Below are 25,119 nucleotides of genomic sequence, written 5' to 3'. Positions count from 1 at the left end.
GAGGCTTAGCCCGCCGCGGCGGTCAGGGCCGCGGCGATCCGCTTCAGGCCGGCCGGGACGTCGCCGCCCTTGATGTGGACCCGCAGCGCCCGGCGTCCGCGCTCGGCGAGGACCGACAGGTCGCCGCGCGCCTGCGCCGCGACCACGGTGCCGAAGCCGAGCTTGCGCCCCGGGATCGCGAGGTCCTCGGCGGGGTCGGCGGTGATCTGCACGAACACGCCGGTGTCGGGGCCGCCCTTGTAGGCCTGGCCCGTCGAGTGGAGGAAGCGCGGCCCGAATTCCAGGCAGGTCGCCACGTGCCGCGCGTCGCGGATCGCCAAGCGGGCCTGCTGCAGGACGGCGTGGTTCGCCTCGTTCCGCGGCACGTAGGCGAGGAGCGCCAGGTAGTCGCCGGCCTTGAGCCGGGCGACCTGCGCCTTCAGCCCGGCCTCCAGCCCGTCGGCCGCCTCCGGCAGCGCGCCGGAATTGGCCGTGTCGGCGTAGAGGGCGATGGTCTCGTCCTCGAACACCGGCGTCTCGGGCGGCAGCGCTCCGCTCGCCTCGGCGGCCTCGAACAGCTTCTTCGTCTCGATCTTGCTCGCCTCGACGTCGGGCTGGTCGAACGGGTTGATGCCGAGCAGCGCGCCGGCCACCGCGGTCGCCATCTCGAAGCGGAAGAACTCCTGCGGAAGCTGCTCCACCGTGTCGAGGGTGATGCGCACCACCGGATGGCCCTCGCGCTCCAGGCCGCGCAGGGTCTCGTCCTGGCGCTCGTCGGCATGGCCGTCGAGGCGCAGGTAGACGAAGAGGCGGTCGTGGCCGTAGGCGGCCGGCACGTCGACCGGCTCGCCGTCGATCGGGATCAGGCCCTTGCCCTGCTTGCCGGTCGACTCCGCGATCAGCTGCTCGGCCCAACCGCCGAAGCTGGCGATCCCCGGGGAGGCGACGATCGTCACCTTGTCGCGACCCGCCAGACCAGCGGTGCCCATCGCGGCGCCCAGCAGCACGCCGGGGTTCTCGGTCGGCGGCACCGCCGGGCCGCAGGAGCGGACCATGATCCGCGCCCGCTCCAGGAAGTCCGTCACGTCGATGCCGACGCAGGCCGCCGGCACCAGGCCGAAGGCCGAGAGCACGGAGTAGCGCCCGCCGATCTGCGGCACGCCGTAGAAGATCCGCCGGAAGCCGTCGGCCTTGGCCGCCTTCTCCATCGCCGAGCCGGGATCGGTGACGGCGAGGAAGTGCTCGCCCGCCCGCTCGCCGACGACCGCCTTCATCCGCGCCAGGAAGTAGTCGCGAAACACGTTCGGCTCCAAGGTCGAGCCGGACTTCGAGGCGACGACGAACAGCGTGCGCGGCAGGTCGAGGGTGGCCTCGAGCGCGCGGACCTCGTCGGGATTGGTGGAATCGAGGATCGAGAGCTTCGGGAAGCCGTCGCGGTTGCCGTAGGTCAGGCCGAGCACTTCGGGGCCGAGGCTCGACCCGCCCATGCCGAGCACGACGACGTCGGCGAAGCCCTGCCCCTGAACCCAGGCCGAGAGCGCGGCGTAATCCTGCGCCTTCTCCAGCTCGTCCTCGACGATGCGGAGCCAGCCGAGCCACCGATCCTCGTCGGCGCCCGACCAGACCGTGGTGTCGTGCGCCCACAGGCGGCGGATCGCACCGCTCGCGCGCCAGGCTTCGACCGCCTTGCCGGTCTCGGCGGCCAGCGCGTCGCCGAGCTTCAGGCTCTGGACGTTCAGGCGATGGCCGAGCAGCGCCACGCGCTTGCCGGCGACCGCGCCGAGCAGCTTGTCGGCGGCGTCGACGAAGAGCTGCACGCCCTCCTCGACCAGCTGCTTGGCCATCGCGTCGATGTCGATGCCGGCCTCAGCCAGGCGCGCCATCACGGCTTCCGCCCCGGCCACGTCCTCCTCGATCGCGTTGCGCACCGCGCCATGGTCGCGGAACGCGTCCATCGTGGCCGGCGGCATGGTGTTGACGGTGTTCGGGCCGATCAGCTCCTCGACGTAGAGCACGTCGCGGTAGGCCTTGTTCTTGGTGCCCGTGGAGGCCCAGAGCAGCCGCTGCGCCTTGGCGCCCTTCTCGGCCAGCGCCGTCCACTTGCTGTCCGCGAACACCGCCTTGTAGCGCTGGTAGGCGAGCTTGGCGTTGGCGATCGCGACCTTGCCCTTGAGGGCTTCGAGGGCGGCCTTCCGCTCGGGGTCGGCTTCCGCCGCGGCCTTCTCGTCGAGCAGCTTGTCGGCCAGCACGTCGATGCGGCTGATGAAGAAGCTCGCCACGCTCGCGATCCGCGAGACGTCGCCGCCGTTCCTCGCGCGCTCCGCGAGGCCGTCGACGAAGGCGCGGGCGACCTTCTCGTACTCGCCCTGCGAGAACAGCAGGGTGACGTTGATCGAGATGCCTTCCGCCGTGAGCTGGCGGATCGCCGGGATGCCCTCCGGGGTCGCGGGCACCTTCACCATCAGGTTGTCGCGCGCCACGGCCTTGTGGAGCCTGCGAGCCTCCTCCAGCGTGTCCTCGGTCTGCAGGGCGAGGTAGGGCGAGACCTCGAGGCTGACGTAGCCGTCTGCGCCGTCGGACGCCTCGTAGACCGGGCGCAGCACGTCGGCCGCCGCCTGGATGTCGGCGATGGCCAAGCCCTCGTAGAGGTCGATGACGCGGCTGTCGCCCTGCTCCATCACGCTCTTGAGGCTGGCATCGTACTCGTCGGAATGGCCGATGGCCTTCTCGAAGATCGAGGGGTTGGAGGTCACGCCGCGCAGGCCGTCGTTCTCGACCAGCGCCTTGAGCTCGCCCTTGGCGACGAAGCCGCGGGCGACGAAGTCGAGCCAGACCGCCTGATCCTGTTCGGCGTGCAGGGCCTTGAGCGCGTTCATGTCGATGCCTCGCAAAGTCGTCGGTCTCGGTTCGTCGTGTCGTCGACCCCCCGCTCGGGAGATCAACCCGCGGACCCAGGCCTTGGCTCCGGCGTGGAGCGCAGGCCTGGGTCGCGATGCCCAGGACTCGTGCTTGTACGCGTGCTTGTACGCGTGCCTGTCTCAGTGCTTGTCTCAGTGCTTGGCGTTGTGATCGTTCTTGTGCTTGGCGATCTGGTCTCGCGCCGCCAGCAGCACCTTCTCCGGCGTGAACCCGAACTTGGCCTGCAGGTCCTTGATCGGCGCCGAGGAGCCGAAGGTGTGCATCCCGATGATCGTGCCGGCCGAGCCCGCATAGCGGTCCCAGCCGATCACCGAGCCCTGCTCGACGGCGACGCGGGCCAGCACGGCCGGCGGCAGCACGCTCTCGCGATAGGCCTCGTCCTGGCGCTCGAACAGGTCCCAGGACGGCATCGAGACGACGCGCGCCGCCACGCCCTCGGCCTTCAGGCTCTCGTAGGCCTGGAGGCAGAGCTGCACTTCGGAGCCGGAGCCGATCAGGATCACCTCCGGCGTCGCGTCGCCGCCCGCGAGCACGTAGCCGCCCTTGGCGACGCCCGACGCGCTGGCGAAGGTCGTGCGGTCGATGGTCGGCAGCGGCTGGCGCGAGAGGGCGAGCACCGCCGGCTGGTCTTTCAGCGAGAAGATCACGCGGTAGGCTTCCGCGACCTCGTTGGCGTCGGCGGGGCGCAGGGTCACGAGGCCGGGGATGCAGCGCAGGCTCAGGAGCTGCTCCACCGGCTGGTGGGTCGGCCCGTCTTCGCCGACGCCGATGGAGTCGTGCGTGAAGATGTGGAAGACCGGCAACTCCATCAAAGAAGCCAGCCGCACCGCCGGGCGCATGTAGTCGACGAAGACCAGGAAGGTCGCGCCGTAGGCCCTGAGGCCCGAGAGCCCGAGCCCGTTCACGATCGAGCCCATGGCGTGCTCGCGCACGCCGAAGTGGATGTTGCGGCCGCCCGGCTCGAACGGGGTGAGCGAGCCCGCCCCCTCGAAGGTGAGGTTCGACTTGTTCGAGGGCGCCAGATCCGCCGAGCCGCCGAGCATGAACGGCACGTGCTGGGCGATGGCGTTCAACACCTTTCCAGAGGATTCGCGGGTCGCGAGCCCCTTGGCGTCGGGCTCGAACACCGGGATGTCCCGGTCCCAGCCCTCGGGCAGGCGGCCCTCGAAGAAGGCGTCGAGGGTCTCGGCGTGCTCGGGGTCGGCGTCCTTGGCGGCCGTCAGGAAGCCCTGCCACTGGTCGTAGAGCTCGGCGCCGCGCTTGCCGATGTTGTCGGAAAAGTTCTGCTGCACGCCGTCGGGCACCAGGAACTGCGCGTCCTCCGGCCAGCCGTAGGCGCGCTTGGCGCCCTTGGCCTCGTCCTCGCCGAGCGCGTCCGAGTGGGCCTTCGACGTGTTCTGCTTCTTCGGCGCGCCGAAGCCGATGATCGAGTTGACGATGATGATCGTCGGCCGGTCGCTCGACTGCAGGAAGGTCTCGATCGCACCCGAGATCGAATGCACGTCGTTGGCGTCGGCGACGCGCAGCACCTGCCAGCCGTAGGCGAGGAACCGGGTCGCGACCTCTTCGCCGAAGGCCAGTTCGGTGTGGCCCTCGATGGTGATGGTGTTGTTGTCGTAGATCCAGCACAGGTTCGACAGGCGCAGGTGCCCGGCGATCGAGGCGGCCTCGGAGGCGACGCCCTCCATCAGGTCGCCGTCCGAGCAGATCGCGTAGACGTTGTAGTCGAACAGCGGCAGCTCGGGCCGGTTCAGGTGCTCACCGAGGTAGCGGCCGCCCATCGCCATGCCGACGGAGTTCGCCACGCCCTGGCCGAGGGGCCCTGTGGTGGTCTCGACGCCGGTGGTGAAGTGGTATTCCGGGTGGCCCGGCGTGCGGCTGTCGAGCTGCCGAAACTTCTTGATGTCCTCGAGCGTCACGGCCGGCGCGTTGCCGCCGTCCTTTTCCGCCACGCCTGCAAGGTGCAGCAGCGCGTAGAGCAGCATCGAGGCGTGGCCGCAGGACAGAACGAAGCGGTCGCGGTTGGGCCAGTGGGGATGCGCCGGGTCGTAGCGGAGGTATCGGTTCCACAGGGTGTAGGCCACCGGAGCCAGCGCCATCGGCGCGCCGGCGTGTCCCGAATTGGCCTTCTGCACCGCATCGATCGCCAACGTGCGGATGGTGTCGATCGAGAGCTTGTCGATCTCGGAAAGCGCCGTCTTGGGCACGGTGTCAGCTCCGCTCATGGTGTCGTCTTTCCCGTTGTCGTCACTGCGGCGCGAGACCGCTCGCGACCGCGTGCGGTTGGTGCACGCGCAAATCGCGGCCGGCGGGCGCGTCCGAATCGTCCGCGCCGCCCCGCTCCTTCGCAGGCCCTTCGGCCCGGCTGTAATTGAGGATGGTGTTCACGAGCGCAACATGCGTGAACGCCTGCGGGAAGTTGCCGACCAGCCGCCGGGCCTTCCCGTCATACTCCTCGGAGACGAGGCCGAGGTCGTTGCAGATGCCGATCAGGCGCTCGATCAGGGCGCGGGCCTCCGCGCGGCGGCCGAGGCCGATCAGGTTGTCCGCGTACCAGAAGGTGCAGGGCAGGAATGCGCCCTCGTTGCCGGGCAGCCCGTCCGTGGTCTGGCCCCGCGTGTCGTAGCGCAGGATGAAGCCATCGCGCATCAGGTCCCGGCCGATCGCCTCGACGGTGCCGACCACGCGCGGGTCGTCCTGGGGCAGAAAGCCCATATGGGCGATCAGCAGCAGGCTCGCGTCGAGCTTCTTCGAGCCGTAATACTGCACGAAGCTGTTCAGCTCCGGATCGAAGCCCTTCTCGCAGACCTCCGCGTGGATCTGGTCGCGGATCGCCTTCCAGCGCGCGACCGGCGCGTCGGGGGCGTCGGCCTGTCCCGTATGGCTGCGGATCGCGCGATCGAAGGCGACCCAGGCCATGACCTTCGAGTGGACGAAGTGCTTGCGCCCGCCGCGCACCTCCCAGATGCCCTCGTCCGGCTCGCTCCAGACCTTCTCCAGGTGGGCGATGATGGCGAGGCCCACGCGCCAGCCGTCCTTGTCGGTCGGCATGCCGCGCATCCGCGCCTGGTAGAGCGCGTCGAACAATTCGCCGTAGACGTCGAGCTGGAACTGCGAGACCGCGGCGTTGCCGACCCGGACCGGCTTCGAGCCCTCGTAGCCGGGCAGCCAGTCGAGCTCGATCTCGGGCAGCAGCCGCTCGCCGGCGATGCCGTAGAGGATGTGCGCCTGCTCCGGGTTGCCGGCCACCGCGCGCTGCAGCCAGTCGCGCCAGGCGCGGGCCTCGTCGAGGAAGCCGCCATCCATCAGCGCGAGGAGAGTGAAGGTCGAGTCGCGCAGCCAGCAGAAGCGGTAGTCCCAGTTGCGCACGCCGCCAAGGTCCTCCGGCAGCGACGTCGTCGGCGCGGCCACGATCCCGCCCGTCGGCATGTAGATCAGCGCCTTCAGCGTCAGCAGCGAGCGCTTCAGCATCGCGTCCCAGGGCGTGCCGCTGGCGCAGCGGTCGGACCAGTCCCGCCAGAACCGGTCGGTGGCGGCGAGCACCTTGCGCGGCTCGATCGGCGCCGGGTCTTCCTCGTGGCTCGCGCCGTAGCTCAAGGTGAAGGCGACCGCCTCGCCGGCATGCACCGTGAACTCGGAGACCGTGGTCTGCCCATGCCCACGCAGAGGCGCCTTGGTACGCAGGACCGCCTTGTGCGGCCCCGAGATCGCGCGGAGGTCGCCAAGCTCGTTGTGCGAGACCCAGGGGACCGCCGAGCCGTAATCGAAGCGCATCGCGAGATCCATGCGCATCGCCACGCGGCCGTGCAGGCCCTCGACCAGGCGGATCAGGTGCGACCCGTCGCCGACGGGCATGTAGTCGACGACACGCACCTCGCCCTCGCGGGTCTTGTGGTGGGTCTCCAGCACGAGGCTGCCCTCGCGGTAGGCCCAGCGGGTCTCGACGTGGGCGGCCTGCGGCGCGAGGCGCCAGAACCCGTGCTCCTCGGTGCCGAGGAGGGCGGCGAACAGGGCGGAGGCGTCGAAGCGCGGCCAGCACAGCCAGTCGACGCTGCCCTGCCGGCTAATCAGCGCGGCGGTGCGGCCGTCGCCGATCAGCGCGTAGTCCTCGATGCGTGCGGCCATGAAGCGGATCCGTCGCGGCCGGCGACGGGCGCCGTCCGATGCACTGCACCTAGTTCGGCAAAGCGATGCGGTCCAGGGCGCGACGGGGAAAACGGACGCCGCCCAAGACGCTAATCACGGCGCCCGTCACGGTGCGCACGCGGCCGGACGGCCGCAGCGCAGCATGGCGGAAAGCCCTCAGTCCAAACGGTCGACCAGGACCGAAACCGGGCTGCCGAGTGCGGAGGCGCCGGTGCGCAGGTAGGCGGCGGCGTCCCCGACCGCGCGCACGGCCGGGGCGAAGGGCAGGGCGAGGTCCGGCAGCAGGCCGTCGCGCACCTGCGCCTCGGCCTCGACGGGTGAGGGCCGGACGATTTCGGAGAACGGGTCGGGCCGGCGCGGCGGCCCCTCGGCGCAGCGCGGTCCGGAGCAGGCGCGGCGCGGCGTCACGGCCGTCGTCGCGACCCGCGCGACCGGATGCGACGCGGTGCGGATCTCCGGCAGGACGAGGCTCGGCGGGAACTGCGCGAAGGCGATCGCGGCCGGCGGCCGGGGCAGGGCGGCCTCGGCCGGGGCCGCCGCATGGAAGGCGTGGGGCGCGACGGAGGCGGAGGGCGCCGGGACGGCCGGTGCCTGGGCCGGCTCGCGGCACAGGAGCGAGGCTGCCCCGATCACGAGCGCCGTAGCCAGGGTCGGCAGGAAGGGGAGGGAAAGCCGGCCGGAACCGCCGCCGTCCAGGGTCGCGAAGGGGTCTGGCTTCGACATCCGATGCTTCGAACCTCCTCGACCGTCGCGACGACCGCCTGGGTGATCCCGATTTGCGGCGGAAGCTAGACCGTTTCCTTTCCGCTCCGTTGCCCGGAGCGATCCGGCAGGGCGCGAAGGGCGCCCCGCGGAGCGAAAGCCCAAACCCGTGGAGGCAGGCGCCGTTGATCGAGACCGAAGAAAAAAGAGCCGGCGCTTTCAAGCGATCGCCCTGGCGATCCGGGGCACGACGCTTGCCTTGCGGGGCAGCCGGCGGCATGCGTCGCCGCGATCCGATTTGTCGCCCAGCACCGGGCCTAGATGTCAGACACCAGCCTCACCGTCGCCGTGATCGATCCGAGCCGGGCGCGTGCCGCGATCCTGGAGGAGGGCCTGCGCGCCGCCGGGATCGGTCGCGTCGTGGTGATGGCCGACACCGCCGACCTGATGGAGCGCGTCGCCGCGCTCGCCCCCGACGTGGTGGTGATCCACCTGGAAAGCCCGAGCCGGGACATCCTGGAGCAGATGTCCGGCGTCGCGCGCCACGTCGAGCGGCCGGTGGCGATGTTCGTGGACCGCTCGGACGCCACGATGATGCAGGCGGCGGTCGACGCAGGAATCTCGGCCTACGTCGTGGACGGCCTGCGCCCCGAGCGGATCAAGCCGATCCTCGACATTGCGATCCTGCGCTTCAACGCGTTCTCGCGCCTGCAGCGGGAGCTCTCGGAGGCGCGCGGCGAACTCGCCGACCGCAAGCTGATCGAGCGCGCCAAGGGCATCCTCATGAGCATGAAGGGCCTGTCCGAGGACGAGGCCTACAAGCAGCTGCGCAAGAAGGCGATGAACGAGAAGCGGAAGATCGCCGACATCGCGCGGGCGATCGTCACCGCGGCCGACCTGCTCGGATGAGGGCGCCAGTGACTTCGCCGAGGAGGCTTCGCAGATGAGACTTCATCTGGGCTACGTGCCCCTCTGCGACGCAGCCCCCGTGATCGCCGCCCACGAGATGGGCTTCGCCCGCGCCGAGGGGCTCGACCTGGAGCTGACCGCCGAGCCGTCCTGGGCGACGCTGCGCGACCGGCTGGCGCTCGGATACCTCGACGCCGCGCACATCCTGGCGCCGCTGGCGTTGGCGAGCGCGCTCGCCCTGTCGGGGCCGCCCTCCGACCTGATCGTGCCGCTGTCGCTCAGCCTGAACGGCAACGCGATCACCCTATCCAACCCCCTCTGGGCCACGATGGCGCCGGAGAGCGAGCGCCTCGCCGACGTCGCCGGCGCCTTCGCCCGGATGGCGGGCGCGCGCAGGGAAGCCGGCCGGCCGCTGACGCTGGGCACGGTCCATCCGTTCTCCTCGCACACCTACCAGCTCCGGCTGTTCTGCGAGGCCGGCGGACTAGACCCGGCCGCCGTCCGCCTGGTGGCGGTGCCGCCCCAGCACAGCGTCGAAGCCCTATCGCGCGGGATCGTCGACGGCTTCTGCGCCGGCGCGCCCTGGAACGCGGTGGCGGTCGCGGCCGGACTCGGGCGCATCGCCGCGCTGGGCTGCGAGGTGGCCCCGGACGCGCCCGAGAAGGTGCTCGCCGTCGCGCCGCGGCTCGAGGGCGCGATCCCGCCCCTGGTGCGGGCCGTCGCCCACGCCGGGCGCTGGTGCGCCGACCCGGCCAATCGCACCGAGCTCGCCCACCGCCTCGCGCGGCGGCCCTACCTGAACCTCGACCCCCATCTGATCGCCCGCACCTTCGAGGGGACGATCGTCCTCGACGGGCCGGGCCGGGAGCGCGAAGCGCCCGATTACCTGCGCCTCGACGCGGCGGCGCAGGAGCCGCGCGCCGCCCATGTCGGCTGGATCCTGTCGCAGATGCGAGCCGCCGGGCAGATGCCGGCCGAGGACCTCCTGCCGGCCGCGGAAGCCGTCTACCGGCCGGACCTCTACGCAGCGGCCGGGCTGTCCCCGGCCTGAGCCCTCCGGACCGCACCGGCACGACGATCGCAACGGAACGCGGGCGCCGCGACGCAGTTATGGTTCTGCCATGCCAGGTTGCCGCAAGCTCGACACCGCCTCGTCCAGTCCCGCCTCGCGCGGACGCGTCGATCTTTCGGCCTACGTTCGGCACCGTGGACGCGCGCCGCGGGCGATGAACGACAACCGGCGCGCGAAGGCCGCGCATCCGTGGCGCTGGGTCCTGCTGATCGGCGCGGTTCCCGTCGTCGGCCTGATGGCCGCTCTCTCGACCCTCATCTAGCCTCCGCAGCGGGCCTCGACCCCGCCGAAGCGCATCGCGACCGCCCCCCTAAGCCGGAGCCGTCGCGTTCGCACATGCCTGCCTGATCAGCGCTCAATAGCCTGATCTTTGTGCAGCGCACGCGTGTGATCGAAAGGCCCGCGAAGGTGCCGTTCGCGTTCCCGGCGACAGCGGGCGAACCGTATCCTCACGAATTGGCACGGAACCTGCTGAGATCGCCTGCCCCGTCAACGACGACGGGCAACACCGTCAGCGAGGCCGCTGAACCGATGTCTCCTCGCGGGCGGATACGCTCGCCCGAGGTCGATCGGCGGCGGCTTTTTTCGTGGCGGACGTGCCCGCGCAGTTTTTCGAGGACGAGACCCTTCCACTGATGCTCACAGCGCAGACGGATCAGGTTCCAGCGGCGGAGATTCCGCGCGAGAGGCTCGTCGTGGTCGGCAACGGCATGGCCTCGTTGCGCTTCCTCGAACGGCTGACCGAAGGGTCGCCCGGCCGCTACGACGTCACCGTCGTCGGCGCCGAGCCGGTGGCCGCCTACAACCGTGTGCTGCTGTCCTCCCTGCTCGGCGGCGAAGTGGACGAGGCGGCTTGCGCCTTCCGCGGGCTCGACTGGTACGAGAGCCACGGCATCCGCCTGATCACCGGCGCCCCCGCGACGCAAGTCGACCGCGAGAACGCGCTGGTCGTCGTCGGCGAGACCCACGTGCTGCCCTTCGACAAGCTGGTGCTGGCGGTGGGCTCCGTGCCGATCCGCCTGCCCAAGCCCGGGATGGACCTGCCCGGCATCATCACCTTCCGCGACCTCGCGGACGTGTCGGCGATCCGGAAGGCGGCGGTCGAGCACGCCAAGGCCATCGTCATCGGCGGCGGCCTGCTCGGATTGGAGGCCGCGGTCGGGCTGGCGCGGCTCGGCGTCAACACCACCCTGCTCCACGTCATGGACCGGCTGATGGAGCGTCAGCTCGATCATTCCGCCGCCACCCTCGTCCGTCGGGCGATGGAGGCGCGGGGCGTCAAGGTGCTGCTCAAGGCCGACACCGACCGCGTCGAGGGCGACGGCCGGGTCGAGCGCCTGATCCTCGCCGACGGCACGGTGCTGCCGGCCGACCTCGTCGTCATGTCGGTCGGCGTGCGCCCGAACCTCGCCCTGGCGCAGGGCGCAGGGCTCGAGACCGGCCGCGGCATCAAGGTCGACGACCGGATGACCACCTCGGACCCGCGGATCTTCGCGCTCGGCGAATGCGCCGAGCACCGCGGCATGGTCTACGGCCTCGTCGAGCCCGCCTACGAGCACGCCGAGACCCTGAGCCGCCACCTTTCCGGGCAGGAGGCGCGGTATTCCGGCACGGCGCTGTCCACGAGCCTCAAGGTCTCGGGGCTGCCGGTGTTCTCCGCAGGCGTCGTCGACACGCCCGAGACCGCCGAGGCGATCGTGATGAGCGATCCGGGCGCCGGCCTCTACCGCAAGCTCCTGATCGAGCGCGACCGCCTGATCGGCGCGGTCTTCGTCGGCGACATCGGCGAGCAGGCCCGATGCAAGACACTGATCCGCACCGGCGAACCGGTGGGAGACCAGATCGACGACCTGATGTTCGGGCGCCCCGCGACGGCGGCCGACCCCCTCGCCGAGACCTTGGCCGCGTGAGCAAGGATCTTGGCCGCGTGAAGGAGGCGGACCATGGCTGAAGACTTCAACGCCGAGCAGAAGCGCTACCTCGAAGGCTTCGCCTCGGGCGTGGCCGCCGCCCGGCTGACGGGCGGCCTGGCCATCGGGCAGGGCGGTCCGCCGCCCGAGCCGACCGGGCCGGACGCGATCCACATCAAGGCGCAGGACGCCACGGTGAAGGCTGGCGGCAAGCTCTGCGAGCAGGAGAAATGGAAGCGCGCCGAGAACCCGTTCGAGGGCCACAACCGGCTGAAGGTCGAGGCGGCGACGGGCAAGGCGCCGAAGCCCGAGGACAACTTCCGCTGGCGCTATCACGGCCTGTTCTGGGTCGCCCCGAACCAGACCTCGTTCATGGCCCGCCTGCGCATCCCCAACGGCATCCTGCACCACTGGCAGTTTTCAGGTGTCGCCGACCTCGCCGACGCGCATGGCGGCGGCTTCGTCCACGTGACCACGCGGGCCAACCTCCAGGTGCGCCACATCGCGCCCGAGCACGCCCAGCCCTTCCTCGACGGGCTGGTCGACATCGGGCTGACCGCGCGCGGCTCGGGTGCGGATAACATCCGCAACGTCACCGGCTCGCCCACCGCCGGCATCGATCATCAGGAGCTTCTGGACACCCGCCCGCTCGCCAAGTCCTGGAACAACTGGATCATCAACGACCAGTCGCTCTACGGCCTGCCGCGCAAGTTCAACGTCGCCTTCGACGGCGGCGGCATCGTCGCGGTGCTGGAGGAGACCAACGACATCGGCTTCCAGGCGATCGAGGTGCTGGAGGGCGCGAGCGTCACGCCGGGCGTGTGGATGCGCCTCGTGCTCGGCGGCATCTCCGGCCACCGGGATCTGGCCCGCGACACCGGCATCGTGTTGAAGCCCGAGGATTGCAACAAGGTCTCAGACGCGATCATCCGCGTGTTCATCGAGAACGGCGACCGGACGAACCGCAACAAGAGCCGGATGAAGTACGTCCTCGACGCCTGGGGCTTCGACAAGTACCTCGCCGCGGTCGAAGAGAAGCTCGGATACAAGCTCGACCGGGTCGATCCGGCCCACGTCGTGCCGCGGAAAGCCACCGACCGGTTCGCCCATGTCGGCGTCCACGCCCAGGTGCAGCCCGGCCTCAACTGGATCGGCGTGATCCTGCCGGTGGGCAAGATCATGAGCGATCAGGTCCGCGAGCTCGCGCGGATCGCGCAGGAATGCGGCGACGGGCAGATCCGCATGACGGTCTGGCAGAACTTCCTGTTCTCCGGCGTGCCCGACGTCAAGGTCGCCGAGGTCGAGGCGCGGGTGGCGGCGCTCGGCCTCACCACCAAGGCGGCGGGCATCCGCTCGGGCCTCGTCGCCTGCACCGGCTCGAACGGCTGCAAGTTCGCCGCCGCGGACACTAAGGGCGACGCGATGATCATCGCCGGCCACGTCGAGGCGACGCTCCCTGAGCTCGACGTGCCGGTGAACGTCCACATCACCGGCTGCCACCATTCCTGCGCCCAGCACTACATCGGCGACATCGGCCTGATCGGCGCCAAGGTGGTGGTCTCGGAGGAGGGCGACACCGTTCCTGGCTACGACGTCGTGGTCGGCGGCGGGTTCGCCGAGAACCCGAAGATCGGCACCGGGATCTGGACGGCGATTAAGGCCGAGGACGCGCCGTCACGCGTCGAGGCGCTGCTGCGCACCTACCTCGCCCGCCGCACCGGGCCAGAGGAGAGCTTCCAGACCTTCACGGCGCGAACGGGGCCGGAAGCCCTGCGCGACCTTGCCGAAGAACAGCCAGCCCTCAAGGCAGCCGCATGAGCGAGCACGTCTCCCCCCCCCTCGTCCTCGTTCCCGAGAACGCCCCGTTCTCCGCCGACCAGCGCTCGTGGCTTTCGGGCTACTTCGCCGCCCTCCTCGGCCCGGCGGTCGAGGGCGCCACCGCGATCGGCACGGCCGAGATGCCCGGCGGCCCGAAGCTCGCCGACAACGACGACGCGCCCTGGCACGACCCGTCGATGCCGATCACTGAGCGCATGGAGATGGCCAAGGCCCGGCCCGAGCCGCAGAAGCTCATGGCGGCGATGGCCCAGCAGGATTGCGGCCAGTGCGGCTACAACTGCGCCGACTACGCCAACGCCATCTTCCTCAAGAGCGAAGCGCGTCTGAACCTCTGCCAGCCCGGCGGCAAGGAGACGCTCCGGATGCTGAAGAAGCTCGACGAGGAGTTCGGCACGGGCGACGCGGCCGCCCCGGCTGCGGCCGCAGGCGAGGCGGCGGCGGCGGACAAGCCCATCGACCTCGGCCCGCTGGGCTATTGCCGCGAGAACCCGGTCGAGGCGATCTTCCTCGGCCGGCGCCGGCTCAACGAGCCAGGCGGCGAGAAGGAGACGTGGCACGTCGAGTTCGACCTTAGGGACACGCCGATCACCTACGAGGCCGGCGACTCGCTCGGCCTCTTCCCGGCCAACGCGCCGGCGCTCGCCGACGCGGTGATCGCCGAGCTCGGCGCCCGCCCCGAGCGGGTGATCGGCGGCAAGACGCTCCGCGACCGGCTGATCGCCGACTACTCGCTCGGCGCCGCCCCCGACGGTCTCTACCAGCTGCTCTCGCTGCTGACCTCGGGCGAGGCCCGCCGCAAGGCCAAGGCGCTCTCGGCCGGCGAGGACCCGGACGGCGACGCCGCCTACCTCGACGTACTCGGCGCGCTCCACAAGTTCCCCGGCGCGCGTCCCGACGCCGAGGTGTTCCTCGAATCCCTCGACGAGCTGCAGCCGCGGCTCTACTCGATCTCGTCCTCGCCGAAGATGGATGCGGGCAAAGTCTCGCTAACGGTGGACGCGGTGCGCTACAACCACCGCTCGCGCCTCCGGCTCGGCGTCGCCTCGACGCATCTCGGCGAGCGCATGCCCGAGCAGACCCGGGCCAAAATCTACCTGCAGAAGGCGCACGGCTTCGCGCTCCCCGCGGACCTTTCCACCGACGTGATCATGTGCGGCCCCGGCACCGGCATCGCCCCGTTCCGGGCCTTCCTGCGCGAGCGCGCGGCGACGCAGGCGCCGGGGCGCAACTGGCTGTTCTACGGCCACCAGCGCCAAGCGAGCGACTTCTTCTACAAGGACGAGCTCACGCAGATGCGCGACGACAAGGTGCTCACCCGCCTGTCGCTGGCCTGGTCGCGCGACGGCACCGAGAAGACCTACGTCCAGGACCGCATGCGCGAGACCGGCGCCGACCTGTGGAAGTGGCTGGAGGGCGGCGCCCACTTCTACGTCTGCGGCGACGCCAAGCGCATGGCCAAGGACGTGGAGCGCGCGATCATCGACGTGGCCGCCCAGCACGGCGGCAAGTCGCCCGACGAGGCGGTGGCCTATCTCGGCACCCTGAAGAAGGCCGGTCGCTACCAGGCCGACGTGTACTGAGCGGCGACGGTTCTTCCCTTCCCCCCTCTGCGGGGGAGGAAGACTCCGCAAATGCCCGGCCCGACTCTTGCTGCCCTCCGCCGCGCCGGCCGACGTCGAAACCACCAAGACGTCGAAACCACGAGGACCTTGCCATGACCGTGCACGTGCCGGAGCCCAAGGTCTCGAGCCAGGCTGCAGCGGTTCGGACCACCTGCCCCTATTGCGGGGTCGGCTGCGGCGTGATCGCGACGCCGGACGGGACGGGCGGCGCCGGGATCGCCGGGGACACCGCGCATCCGGCCAATTTCGGCCGCCTGTGCTCCAAGGGCTCGGCGCTCGGCGAGACGCTGGGCCTGGAGAACCGCCTGCTGCATCCGCACGTCGACGGCGTGCGGGCGTCTTGGGAATCGGCGCTGGGCACGGTCGCCGGCGCCTTCCGCCGCACGGCCGAGAAGCACGGGCCGGACGCGATCGCCTTCTACCTCTCCGGGCAATTGCTCACCGAGGATTACTACGTCGCCAACAAGCTCGCGAAGGGCTTCATCGGCACGCCGCACGTCGACACCAACTCGCGCCTGTGCATGTCGAGCGCGGTCGCCGCGCACCGCCGCGCCTTCGGCTCCGACACCGTGCCCGGCTGCTACGAGGACCTCGACGAGGCCGACGTGATCGTGCTGGTCGGCTCCAACACCGCCTGGTGCCATCCGATCCTATTCCGCCGGATGGTGGACGCGCGCACGGCGCGCGGCACCAGGCTGATCGTGGTCGACCCGCGCCGGACCGAGACCGCCGAGGAGGCCGACCTGTTCCTCGGCCTCCGGCCCGGCACCGACAGCGCCCTGTTCTCGGGGCTGCTGGTGCATCTCGACCGGGTCGGCGCCTGCGACGCCCGCTTCGTGGCCGACCACACCTCCGGCTACGACGGCGCGCTCGAGCGGGCGCGCGCCATCGCGCCGACGCCGGCCGCCACCGCCGCGGCGACCGGCCTGTCGGAGGCGGACGTGTCCGCCTTCTTCGACCTGTTCGCCGGCACGAAGCGCGTCGTCACCGCCTTCTCGCAAGGGGCCAACCAGTCGGCACAGGGCACCGACAAGGGCAACGCCATCATCAACTGCCACCTCGCCACCGGCCGCATCGGGCAGCCGGGGGCGGGGCCGTTCTCGCTCACCGGCCAGCCCAACGCCATGGGCGGGCGCGAGGTCGGGGGCTTGGCCAACATGCTGGCCGCCCACATGCACTTCGCACCCGAGGAGGTCGACAAGGTCCGCCGCTTCTGGAACGCGCCGAACCTCATCACCGGCGAGGGGATGAAGGCGGTGGCTTTGTTCGACGCGATCGCACGCGGCAAGATCAAGGCGCTCTGGGTGATGGGGACCAACCCGCTGGTCTCGATGCCGCAGGCCGACGTGATCAAGGACGCCCTGAAGGGCCTCGACTTGCTCGTCGTCTCAGAGGTGATGGCCGATTCCGACACCGCCAGCGCGACGGCCAAGAAGACCGTGCTGTTGCCGGCCCTCGCCTGGGGCGAGAAGGACGGCACCGTCACGAATTCCGAGCGCCGGATCACGCGCCAGCGCCGCTTCCTCAAGGCGCCGGGCGAAGCGCGGCCGGACTGGGCGGTGCTCGCCGACGTCGGGCGCCGCCTCGGCCACGGCGCCGCCTTCGGCTTCACCTCGGCGGCGGCGGTGTTCCGCCAGCATGCTGCGCTCTCGGCCTTCGAGAACAACGGCACCCGCGACTTCGACATCGGCGCACTCGCCGACATCGGCGACGCCGCCTACGAGACGAACCTGCCGGTGCAGTGGCCCCTGACGAAGCGCGGCGGCACGAAGGCGCGGCTGTTTTCGGACGGACGCTTCTTCACCTTCGACAAGCGCGCCCGCTTTGTCGCGGTGCAGGCGCCGGCGCTGGCCCAGGCCACGAGCGAAACGATGCCGTTCGTGCTGAACACCGGGCGCGTGCGCGACCACTGGCACACGATGACGCGGACGGGGAAGAGCCAGCGGCTCTCGGCCCACCGCCCGGTGCCCTTCGTCCAGGTCCACCCCCGCGACGCCACCGCCGCGAATCTCGCCGAGGGCGGCCTCGCTCGGGTCTCGACCGCGCACGGCGCGGCCGAGCTGGAGGTGATAGTCACCGAGGCGGTGGCGCCCGGCACCCTGTTCATGCCGATGCACTGGAACGATTCGAACGCCTCGATGGCCCGCGTCGGGGCGCTGGTCCGGGGCGTGCCCGATCCGCTTTCGGGCCAGCCTGAGCTGAAGGCGACGCCGGCGGCGATCGCGGCGGCCTCTTACCGTTCGCGGGGCTTCCTGCTCAGCCGCGACCCGGTGACGACGCCGGCCGGGTGGTGGTGGGCGCGGGCGGCGATCGGCGGCGGCTCGGGCCTGCAATTCGCCACGCGGGAGGGATCGCGGGAGGCCATGCTGCTGATGCGCGGCCTGTTCCAGGGGCTGGAGCTCGCCGAATACGCCGACCACGCCCGCGGCCGCTACCGCTGCGCGGTCTACGACGGCGAGCGCCTCGTCGCCTGCCTCGCGCTCGGTCCCGAGGCGGGCCGGCCCGACTGGGAGGCGGCCAAGGCCCTGTTCGCGGGGGCGGTGCCCGGCGCGGCCGAGCGCCGCGCCCTGCTCTCGGGCCGCGCCGCCACCGCCGGCGCTGGACCGGTGGTCTGCGCCTGCCACGGGGTCGGGCTCGACGTCATCACGGCGGCCATCACGGGCGGCGCGGGCTCCGTCGAGGCGGTGGGCGCAGCCTGCAAGGCCGGCACGAATTGCGGCTCGTGCATCCCTGAGATCCGCAAGCTGCTGCCCGAGGCGCTTGCGCGCGACGCCGCGTAGCATCAGGTTCGTCCGTGACCCAGACGAGATCCAAGCCGACCCTCATGAGCACGCCCCGCCAGCCGCGCGAGACCCGCGCCGGCCTCGAACCCCTCGCCGTCCTCCCGGTCTTCGTGCCGCTGCAGGGCAAGCGCGCGGTGCTGGCCGGCTCGAACGGCGGCGCGCCCTGGAAGGTGAAGCTGCTCGCCGCCGCCGGCGCCCACGTCGACGTCTACGCGGCGGAGCCGAGCGAAGAGATGCGAAGCGTGCCGGGCGAGGTCGTCGCCGGCAGCGTGACCCTACACGAGCGCGCCTGGGCGCCGGACGACTTGTGGGGCTCGGCCTTCTGCATCGGCGCGATGGATGACGAGGCCGAGTGCGTTGCCTTCGTCGCCGCCGCGCGCGGCACCGGCGCCATCGTCAACGCCGTCGACCGGCCGCATCTCTGCGACGTGAAGTTCGGCGCCATCGTCAACCGCTCGCCCTTGGTGGTCGGCATCTCGACGGAAGGCGCGGTGCCGGTCTTCGGGCAGACCGTGCGGGCGCGCATCGAAGCGATGCTGCCGCGCGGGTTTTCGCGCTGGGTCGCGGCGGCGCGGGACTGGCGCGAGGGTGTCACCGCGCGCTTCCACGGCTTTGCCGAGCGCCGCGGCTTCTGGGAACGGTTTTCGGATCTGGCCTTCGCCGAGCCGGACCGGGCGCCGACGGACGCGGACCTCGAACGGCTGCTCGCGCAGACCGAATCCGCGCCCAAGGGCGGGGCGGTGACGCTCGTCGGCGCCGGGCCGGGCGACGCCGAGCTGCTGACGTTGAAGGCGCTGCGTTCCTTACGCAACGCCGACGTGATCCTCTACGACGACCTCGTCGCCCCCGAGATCCTGGATTACGCCCGCCGCGAGGCGCGCACGATGCTGGTGGGCAAGACCGGCCATGGGCCGTCCTGCCGCCAGGACGACATCAACGCGCTGATGGTCTCGCTCGCCAAGTCCGGCAAGCAGGTGGTGCGCCTCAAGTCCGGCGACCCGCTGATCTTCGGCCGCGCCGGCGAGGAGATCGAGGCCTGCCGGCAGGCCGGCATCCCCGTCGCCGTGGTGCCGGGGATCAGCGCGGCGCAGGGTGCGGCGGCCTCCCTCGGCGTCTCGCTCACCCACCGCGACGCGGCGCGCCGCCTGCAATACGTCACCGGGCACGACCGCCGCGGCGCGCTGCCAGACGACCTGAACTGGGGGGCGCTTGCCGATCCCTCGGTCACCACCGTGGTCTACATGCCCAAGCGCACCCTGCGGGTGCTGCTGGAGCGCGCGGTCGCCGAAGGCCTCGCGCCCGCGACGCCGGCGCTCCTGACCTTCAACGCCACCCGCCCCGATCAGCAGGTTGTGACGGGCACGGCCTTCGACCTTGCCGACCGCGCGGACGCGGCAGGCCTGGACGGTCCGGCGATCCTGATGATCGGCGAAGCCCTGCGCCACACGAAGGCTTCGTCCGCCCTCGACGACGTGGCCTTGCCGACGCCGTTCGAAGCAGCGGGCTCCGTCGCGTCCTGACCGCGTTGGTCGAGGCCTCACGCGGTCGGCGCTTGATCGGCGCGCCGGCGTCCAGGCGGATGGCCGTGGCGGTGGATACCGAGGCCTGAGGCAAAGCGCCAGGGTCCTTAGAAGTGCCCCGACCTTGCCACCCGCGGCCGCCCATGCTGTTCCAGCGGCCTTCGCGAGAAGGTCACCTCCATGCGCCGCTCCCTCCTGCCCATCATCGCCTTCGTGCTCGGCTTCGTCGGGCTCACGGCCGCGGCCGTGTTCACGCTGATGCCGGAACGGACGGAGGTGGCGGCTTCGAGCGTCGGCGGGCCGTTCACGCTAGTGGATCAGGACGGGAAGGCGGTCACCGAGGCCGACTTCGCCGGCGCGACGCACCTCGTGTTCTTCGGCTTCACCCACTGCCCCGACATCTGCCCGACGACCCTGCAGCAGATCTCGGACGTGCTGGCGGCGCTCGGGCCGAAGGCCAAGGCAATGAAGGTCGCCTTCATCACCGTCGACCCGGATCGGGACACGCCGGCGAGCCTCAAGGCCTACCTGTCGAGCTTCGATCCGCGGATCACCGGGCTCACCGGCAGCCCGGCCCAGGTGGCGGCGTCCGTGAAGGCTTATCGCGCCTACAGCCGCAAGGTGCCGGGCAGGGACGGCGACTACACGATGGAGCACACCGCCCTGGTCTACGTGATGGACGGCAAGAACCGCTTCCTCGGCGCGCTCAACCTGATGCGCCCGGCCGACGAGACGGCGGCGGAACTGGCCAAGCGGATCTGATCGGCCGCCCCAGGCGGCCCGGCCTCACGCCGCCGGGCGTCGCGGACGCAGCACGCCGCTGCGCGAGGTGCGTGACAGCCCGTGCTCCGTCTTGTTCCACTGCGAGGGCGCGCGGACGAACTCGATCACCGCGAGCCACGCGGCGACGCTCACCAGGGCGAAGTAGAACGGCATCACCGGCACGAACCACAGGAGGTCCCACCAGCCCCGGCGGATGCATCCGAGCGCCGGCGGCAGGATCAGGGCCGTGATGCCTGACAGGAACAGGGTGATCGCGACGCCGATGGGGAGGTTGCGCCAAAACTCGGGTGCGACCGGAATCTCGAAGAGCAGGAAGTCGGCGCACGCCCAGACGAGGAAGACCGGGTAGACCAGCGCGGAGGCGACCGCGCCGGGAATCAGCGTCGCGGCGCAGAGCGTGTCGAGGCGCCCGAGGCGCCGATAGGTTTCGATGGGGTTGCGGCCGTGGGTGACGGTGGTCTGCAGGAACCCCTTCATCCAGCGGACGCGCTGGTGCAGCCAGGCCCGCAGCACGATCGGTGCCTCCTCGATCGTCGCGCTCGGCAGGTCGCCGACGTGGTAGCCGGCGCAGGCCAGCCGCATCCCGAGGTCGGCGTCCTCGGTGACGTTGCGCGCGTCCCAGCCGTGCAGCTCGCGCAGCACCGCGGTGCGGACGTGCATCGAGGTTCCCCCGAGCGGCATCGGCAGGTGCCAGTGCGCCAGCGCCGGGTTCAGCACGTCGAACAGGCCGGCATATTCCAGGGCGAAGCACCGGGCGATCCAGGAATCCTCCGGGTTGTCGATCACCAGGCGGCCCTGCAGGCAGGCGGTGCTGGCGGGCGCCCGCGCAAAGATCTCGGCGGCGAGGCGCAGCTGGCCCGGGTTGGGCACGTCCTCGGCGTCGTAGACCACGAGCAGCTCGCCGCGGGCGAGAGGCAGGGCGACGTTGAGCGCCCGCGGCTTCGTCCGCGGCCGGCCGTCGGGAACCGCGATCACCTCGAAGCGGGCGGGCAGCGGGATCCGCGCGAGGGCGGCGATAGTGCCGGCATCGTCCGCCTCGACGACGAACTTCAGGTCGAGCTTGGCCAACGGGTAGTCGAACCGGGCCAGCGCCGAGACGAGGCGCGGCACCACGCGGGCCTCGCGATAGAGCGCCACGAGGACGGTGTACGTCGGCAGGTCGCGGTCGTTCAAGGGCGCGACGACTGGTGGCGGCACGGTCGGGGAGGGGATGAACAGGGCTCCGACGCGGAACATCGCCATCGCCAGGAACAGCGTCTGCGCCGCCACGACGAGGATCAAGGCAAGGATCGGCGGCAGGGCCTCGAAGGCGAGAGTGCCGGCGCAGGCGATCAGGGCGGCGAGCGCCAGACCCGGCCCGAGCGGCCGGGTGCCGAAGGCCCAACCCGGCGCCTTCGCTTCCAGGTCGTCGGCGGCGTACTCGGCGATGGCTTTCGGCATCGCCGCGAACAGGGCCGCGCGCAGGCGCGTCGGGCTCGTCACCGCAGGCATCCGCCCGCGCGGACTGCGCCCGGCGAGCAGTTCGGCGATCTGCCGCCCGCGCGGCGCCAGCACCGCCGGGGCGCCCGCCCCCAGCACCAGCGGCGCCATGCCGAGCGACAGGCTGTCGGGGAAGCGCGCGCCCATGCCGAGCGGGATCGGCCCGTCGAGGTACTCGGCCTCGAGGGCTTGGGCGAGGGCCCGGTAATACGGTTCCTCGTCCATCAGCCCGGCGCGCAGAAGGGCGGTCGCCGCGTCGGTCCCGCTCGCCTCGGCCAAATCCGCGGCGCGACGCAGCAGCTCTGGATCGACGCCCGCGTCCGCCAGGAACGCGATCTCCGGCGGCAAAGCCGGTGGGCCGGGGGAGGGGCCGAGGAAGCGGAGGAACGACACGGGGCGCCGGCTGCCGTCGGCTCCAGGACGTGCTAAGGCGAGGACGTGAGCCGGACCCCCTCCCCATCGCGCCGTCGGCGCTCCGCGATCATAGGCGCGCGCGCTCAGGGTGCAAGGACGATGTCCTTTTCAAAGACTATTCTCTTAGCGCTCTTCGCCTGCGCCGCCGCGATGCCGCGGGCCGGCGCCCAGCCCGTTGCCGCCCCGCAAGCGCCCGCGGCGGTGACGGTGCCCAACTTCTGGAACCCGCGCAGCCGCGGCGAGCGGGTCGAGGCGCCGCAGACCGGCCGGGCCGTGCGCTTCCTGACCGACGACGAGTTCCCGCCGCTGCACTTCGCCGGCCCCGACGGGAACCCGACCGGCTTCGCGGTGGAGCTGGCCCGCGCGGTCTGCGAGAAGCTGGCGATCACCTGCACCGTGCAGGCCCGGCGCTTCGACACCCTTCTCGACGGCCTGACCGAGAAGCAGGGCGACGTCGTCGCCGCCGCGATCCCGCTGACGCCGACGCTGCGGGCGACGTTCGCCGCGACGCGGCCCTATTTCCGGTGGCCGGCGCGCTTCGCCGCCCGCGTCGACCGCGGCCTGCCGGTTCCCTCGGCGGGCGCGCTGGCGGGCAAGTCGGTGGCGGGCAAGTCGGTGGCGGGCAAGTCGGTGGCGGTGGTCGGCGGCAGCGCCCACGCCGCCTACCTCCAGGCGTTCTTTCCCAAGGCCGAGGCGAAGCCGTTTTCCGACCTCGCCTCCGCCGAGGGCGCGGTGAAGCGCGGCGAGGCCGACTACGTCTTCGCCGACGGGCTCGGCCTCGCCCTCTGGGTCGGCGGCCTGGAGGCGGGCAATTGCTGCGCCCTGACCGGCGGCGACTACCTGGAGAACCGCTACTTCGGCGAAGGCATCGGGCTGATCACCCGACAGGAGGACGCGGCCCTGTCGCGGGCGCTGGACGACGCGCTCCAGCGGGTGTGGGACGACGGGAAGTACACCGAGCTGTACCTGCGGTTCTTCCCCGTGAGCCCGTTCTGATTCAGGGCCATCGCTCGAAAGCGCCGGCCCTGCGTTCCTGACGCCTCGATCGCCGGCGCCCGCCTCCGCGGGCTTGGGTTTGGGCTTTCGCTCCGCGGTGCGCTCTTCGCGCCCTGCGTTCTGGTCCTTTTCGGATTTCGCATCGCGGTAAACCGCACGAGAGCATTTTCAGTGATCTTTGCATCACCGAAAATATTCTCACTTGTTGCGGGATTGCATTTTCTTCACGCGAGCCGGCATCCCCCTCGCTCGAAAATGCTCTAGGGTGCCGCACCCGCAAAAACCCCATGTCACACGCGAAGCGTCTCGAAGCCCATGTCCGCGCCTCTCCACCTCGACCCCGACCTGATCGAGGCCGCAGCCCACGCCGCCGCCTGGCCGTTCGAGGAGGCGCGCAAGCTCGTGGCGCGGCTGGAGCGCCGGCCCAAGCACGAGGTGCTGTTCGAGACCGGCTACGGCCCGTCGGGCCTGCCGCATATCGGCACCTTCGGCGAGGTGGCGCGGACCTCGATGGTCCGCCACGCCTTCCGGGTCCTGACGAAGGACGCCGTGCCGACCCGGCTGATCGCGTTCTCCGACGACATGGACGGCCTGCGCAAGGTGCCCGAGAACGTCCCGAACCGCGCGATGCTGGCCGGCCACCTCAACCAGCCGCTGACCCGGGTGCCCGATCCGTTCGGGACGCATGACAGCTTCGGCGCGCACAACAACGCGGAGCTGCGCCGCTTCCTCGACGCCTTCGGCTTCGACTACGAGTTCCGCTCGGCCACCGCGTGCTACCGCTCCGGTGCGTTCGACGAGGCCCTGATGCGGGTCGCGGAGCGCTACGACGCGGTGATGGCGATCATGCTGCCGTCGCTGCGCGCCGAGCGCTCGGCCTCGTACTCGCCGTTCCTGCCGCTTCACCCGGTGACGGGGGAAGTGATGCAGGTGGTGATCGACGCGGTGCATGCCGACAAGGGGACGCTCGCCTGGCGCGACCCGAAGACGGGCGAGGCCTACGAGACCCCGATCACCGGCGGCCACGCCAAGCTGCAATGGAAGCCCGACTGGGCGATGCGCTGGGTGGCGCTCGGCATCGACTACGAGATGGCGGGCAAGGACCTGATCGACTCGGTGAAGCTCTCCGGGCAGATCGCCCGGGCGCTCGGCGGCGAGCCGCCGGAAGGCTTCAACTACGAGCTGTTCCTCGACGAGAAGGGCCAGAAGATCTCGAAGTCGAAGGGCAACGGGCTCACGATCGACGACTGGCTCGCCTACGGCACGCCCGAGAGCCTGAGCCTGTTCATGTACAACAAGCCGCGCGAGGCCAAGCGGCTGTTCTTCGACGTGATCCCGCGGCACGTCGACGAGGTCCTGAACTTCTCCGAGCGCTACGCCGGGCAGGACGCCAAGCTGCGCCTGGGCAACCCGGTCTGGCACATCCATGCCGGAAACCCGCCCGCGCCGGAGCGGATCGGGGAGGGCGCGGAAGGCGGGGCCAAGGGCGGCGTGAGCTTCGCGATGCTGCTCAACCTCGTGGCGGTGGCCAACGCCGAGGAGCCGGGGGTGCTCTGGGGCTTCATCCGCCGCTATGCCGCCGACGTCGGACCCGACACCCATCCCGGCCTCGACCGGCTCGTCGGCCACGCGCTGGCGTACTTTCGCGATTTCGTGCGCCCGGCCAAGAGCTACCGCGCGCCGAGCCCGGAGGAGCGCGCAGCCCTCGAGGACCTCTCCGCGTCGCTCGCCGAGCACGACGGCTCGACCGATCCGGAAGGCCTCCAGGCGGTGGTCTACGAGGTCGGCCGGCGGCATTTCCCGGACCTGTCGGGCAAGGGCAAGAGCCCGGACGGGCGGCCCGGCGTGTCGCAGGCGTGGTTCACCACGATCTACAACGTGCTGTTCGGCGAGGCCCGCGGCCCGCGCTTCGGCTCGTTCGTGGCGCTCTACGGCGTGGCCGAGACCCGCGCGCTGATCGCCAAGGCGCTGTCGGGCGACCTGCTCGCCGAGCACGCGGCGTTCAAGGCGGACCGGGCGGCGAAATCCGCCTGAGGAAGACGGCCC

At 71.1% G+C, this 25,119-nt stretch carries 16 protein-coding genes; 11 read left to right on the top strand and 5 right to left on the bottom strand.

What is annotated here, in order from left to right; translation table 11 throughout:
* Positions 1-5: 5 nt before the first annotated feature.
* The 4 genes from MFF13_RS06620 to MFF13_RS06605 all read right to left on the bottom strand — a co-directional run bounded on the left by MFF13_RS06620 (position 6) and on the right by MFF13_RS06605 (position 7,767).
* A complete protein-coding gene (locus tag MFF13_RS06620; RefSeq protein ID WP_147829425.1) occupies positions 6-2,855 on the bottom strand; it encodes a bifunctional transaldolase/phosoglucose isomerase in 2,850 nt (949 codons plus the stop codon).
* Between the two features lie 174 nt (positions 2,856-3,029).
* Positions 3,030-5,123: a transketolase gene (tkt, locus tag MFF13_RS06615; RefSeq protein ID WP_147763362.1), complete on the bottom strand. Its 2,094-nt coding sequence runs from the start codon at positions 5,121-5,123 to the stop codon at positions 3,030-3,032.
* A gap of 22 nt (positions 5,124-5,145) precedes the next feature.
* The gene (locus MFF13_RS06610) at positions 5,146-7,023 is read right to left on the bottom strand and encodes a glycoside hydrolase family 15 protein (protein WP_147829423.1); all 1,878 of its coding nucleotides are present in this window, start codon (positions 7,021-7,023) and stop codon (positions 5,146-5,148) included.
* Positions 7,024-7,200: 177 nt separating this feature from the next.
* The gene (locus MFF13_RS06605) at positions 7,201-7,767 is read right to left on the bottom strand and encodes a hypothetical protein (protein WP_147763364.1); all 567 of its coding nucleotides are present in this window, start codon (positions 7,765-7,767) and stop codon (positions 7,201-7,203) included.
* A 300-nt stretch (positions 7,768-8,067) separates the two neighbouring features.
* Here MFF13_RS06605 and MFF13_RS06600 point away from each other — a divergent pair, with 300 nt between their 5' ends.
* The 9 genes from MFF13_RS06600 to MFF13_RS06560 all read left to right on the top strand — a co-directional run bounded on the left by MFF13_RS06600 (position 8,068) and on the right by MFF13_RS06560 (position 20,163).
* Positions 8,068-8,655 (top strand): ANTAR domain-containing response regulator, encoded by a 588-nt coding sequence (locus MFF13_RS06600; RefSeq protein WP_147751501.1) that lies wholly within the window; start codon positions 8,068-8,070, stop codon positions 8,653-8,655.
* Between the two features lie 34 nt (positions 8,656-8,689).
* Positions 8,690-9,706, top strand: a complete 1,017-nt coding sequence (locus tag MFF13_RS06595) for a CmpA/NrtA family ABC transporter substrate-binding protein (protein WP_147763365.1) — start codon at positions 8,690-8,692, stop codon at positions 9,704-9,706.
* A 70-nt stretch (positions 9,707-9,776) separates the two neighbouring features.
* The gene (locus MFF13_RS06590) at positions 9,777-9,989 is read left to right on the top strand and encodes a hypothetical protein (protein ID WP_147815088.1); all 213 of its coding nucleotides are present in this window, start codon (positions 9,777-9,779) and stop codon (positions 9,987-9,989) included.
* A gap of 373 nt (positions 9,990-10,362) precedes the next feature.
* Complete coding sequence (locus tag MFF13_RS06585) at positions 10,363-11,637, top strand: NAD(P)/FAD-dependent oxidoreductase (protein WP_147763366.1); 1,275 nt, start codon at positions 10,363-10,365, stop codon at positions 11,635-11,637.
* Positions 11,638-11,670: 33 nt separating this feature from the next.
* On the top strand, positions 11,671-13,455 hold the full coding sequence (locus tag MFF13_RS06580; RefSeq protein ID WP_147763367.1) for a NirA family protein: 1,785 nt from the start codon (positions 11,671-11,673) through the stop codon (positions 13,453-13,455).
* Complete coding sequence (locus MFF13_RS06575; protein ID WP_147763368.1) at positions 13,452-15,056, top strand: sulfite reductase subunit alpha; 1,605 nt, start codon at positions 13,452-13,454, stop codon at positions 15,054-15,056. Before MFF13_RS06580 ends, MFF13_RS06575 begins: the two co-directional genes overlap by 4 nt.
* Before the next feature lie 134 nt (positions 15,057-15,190).
* Positions 15,191-17,878, top strand: coding sequence for a nitrate reductase (locus MFF13_RS06570; protein ID WP_147763369.1), 2,688 nt, complete (start codon positions 15,191-15,193; stop codon positions 17,876-17,878).
* A 44-nt stretch (positions 17,879-17,922) separates the two neighbouring features.
* On the top strand, positions 17,923-19,401 hold the full coding sequence (gene cysG, locus MFF13_RS06565) for a siroheme synthase CysG (RefSeq protein ID WP_147763370.1): 1,479 nt from the start codon (positions 17,923-17,925) through the stop codon (positions 19,399-19,401).
* A 180-nt stretch (positions 19,402-19,581) separates the two neighbouring features.
* Complete coding sequence (locus MFF13_RS06560) at positions 19,582-20,163, top strand: SCO family protein (RefSeq protein WP_147763371.1); 582 nt, start codon at positions 19,582-19,584, stop codon at positions 20,161-20,163.
* A gap of 24 nt (positions 20,164-20,187) precedes the next feature.
* On the opposite strand, the gene MFF13_RS06555 is transcribed toward MFF13_RS06560, so the two are convergent.
* Positions 20,188-22,056 carry a glycosyltransferase gene (locus tag MFF13_RS06555; RefSeq protein ID WP_238271535.1) on the bottom strand — a complete coding sequence of 623 codons (1,869 nt, stop codon included), beginning with the start codon at positions 22,054-22,056 and terminating at the stop codon, positions 20,188-20,190.
* A 120-nt stretch (positions 22,057-22,176) separates the two neighbouring features.
* Here MFF13_RS06555 and MFF13_RS06550 point away from each other — a divergent pair, with 120 nt between their 5' ends.
* Both MFF13_RS06550 and MFF13_RS06545 read left to right on the top strand, forming a co-directional pair.
* A complete protein-coding gene (locus tag MFF13_RS06550) occupies positions 22,177-23,073 on the top strand; it encodes a transporter substrate-binding domain-containing protein (RefSeq protein WP_373322490.1) in 897 nt (298 codons plus the stop codon).
* A gap of 315 nt (positions 23,074-23,388) precedes the next feature.
* Positions 23,389-25,107: a lysine--tRNA ligase gene (locus tag MFF13_RS06545; protein WP_147829419.1), complete on the top strand. Its 1,719-nt coding sequence runs from the start codon at positions 23,389-23,391 to the stop codon at positions 25,105-25,107.
* Positions 25,108-25,119: the final 12 nt, after the last annotated feature.

It is taken from the genome of Methylobacterium cerastii (genome assembly GCF_022179125.1).
GTDB lineage: Bacteria > Pseudomonadota > Alphaproteobacteria > Rhizobiales > Beijerinckiaceae > Methylobacterium > Methylobacterium cerastii.
This window is presented reverse-complemented; position numbering and strand designations above follow the sequence as displayed.

Coding starts and splice junctions, on each gene's coding strand:
- MFF13_RS06550 (WP_373322490.1), top strand. CDS start 22,177: ATGTCCTTTTCAAAGACTATTCTCTTAGCGCTCTTCGCCTGCGCCGCC.
- MFF13_RS06620 (WP_147829425.1), bottom strand. CDS start 2,855: ATGAACGCGCTCAAGGCCCTGCACGCCGAACAGGATCAGGCGGTCTGG.
- MFF13_RS06605 (WP_147763364.1), bottom strand. CDS start 7,767: ATGTCGAAGCCAGACCCCTTCGCGACCCTGGACGGCGGCGGTTCCGGC.
- MFF13_RS06545 (WP_147829419.1), top strand. CDS start 23,389: ATGTCCGCGCCTCTCCACCTCGACCCCGACCTGATCGAGGCCGCAGCC.
- cysG (WP_147763370.1), top strand. CDS start 17,923: ATGAGCACGCCCCGCCAGCCGCGCGAGACCCGCGCCGGCCTCGAACCC.
- MFF13_RS06560 (WP_147763371.1), top strand. CDS start 19,582: ATGCGCCGCTCCCTCCTGCCCATCATCGCCTTCGTGCTCGGCTTCGTC.
- MFF13_RS06610 (WP_147829423.1), bottom strand. CDS start 7,023: ATGGCCGCACGCATCGAGGACTACGCGCTGATCGGCGACGGCCGCACC.
- tkt (WP_147763362.1), bottom strand. CDS start 5,123: ATGAGCGGAGCTGACACCGTGCCCAAGACGGCGCTTTCCGAGATCGAC.
- MFF13_RS06585 (WP_147763366.1), top strand. CDS start 10,363: ATGCTCACAGCGCAGACGGATCAGGTTCCAGCGGCGGAGATTCCGCGC.
- MFF13_RS06575 (WP_147763368.1), top strand. CDS start 13,452: ATGAGCGAGCACGTCTCCCCCCCCCTCGTCCTCGTTCCCGAGAACGCC.
- MFF13_RS06600 (WP_147751501.1), top strand. CDS start 8,068: ATGTCAGACACCAGCCTCACCGTCGCCGTGATCGATCCGAGCCGGGCG.
- MFF13_RS06595 (WP_147763365.1), top strand. CDS start 8,690: ATGAGACTTCATCTGGGCTACGTGCCCCTCTGCGACGCAGCCCCCGTG.
- MFF13_RS06590 (WP_147815088.1), top strand. CDS start 9,777: ATGCCAGGTTGCCGCAAGCTCGACACCGCCTCGTCCAGTCCCGCCTCG.
- MFF13_RS06580 (WP_147763367.1), top strand. CDS start 11,671: ATGGCTGAAGACTTCAACGCCGAGCAGAAGCGCTACCTCGAAGGCTTC.
- MFF13_RS06570 (WP_147763369.1), top strand. CDS start 15,191: ATGACCGTGCACGTGCCGGAGCCCAAGGTCTCGAGCCAGGCTGCAGCG.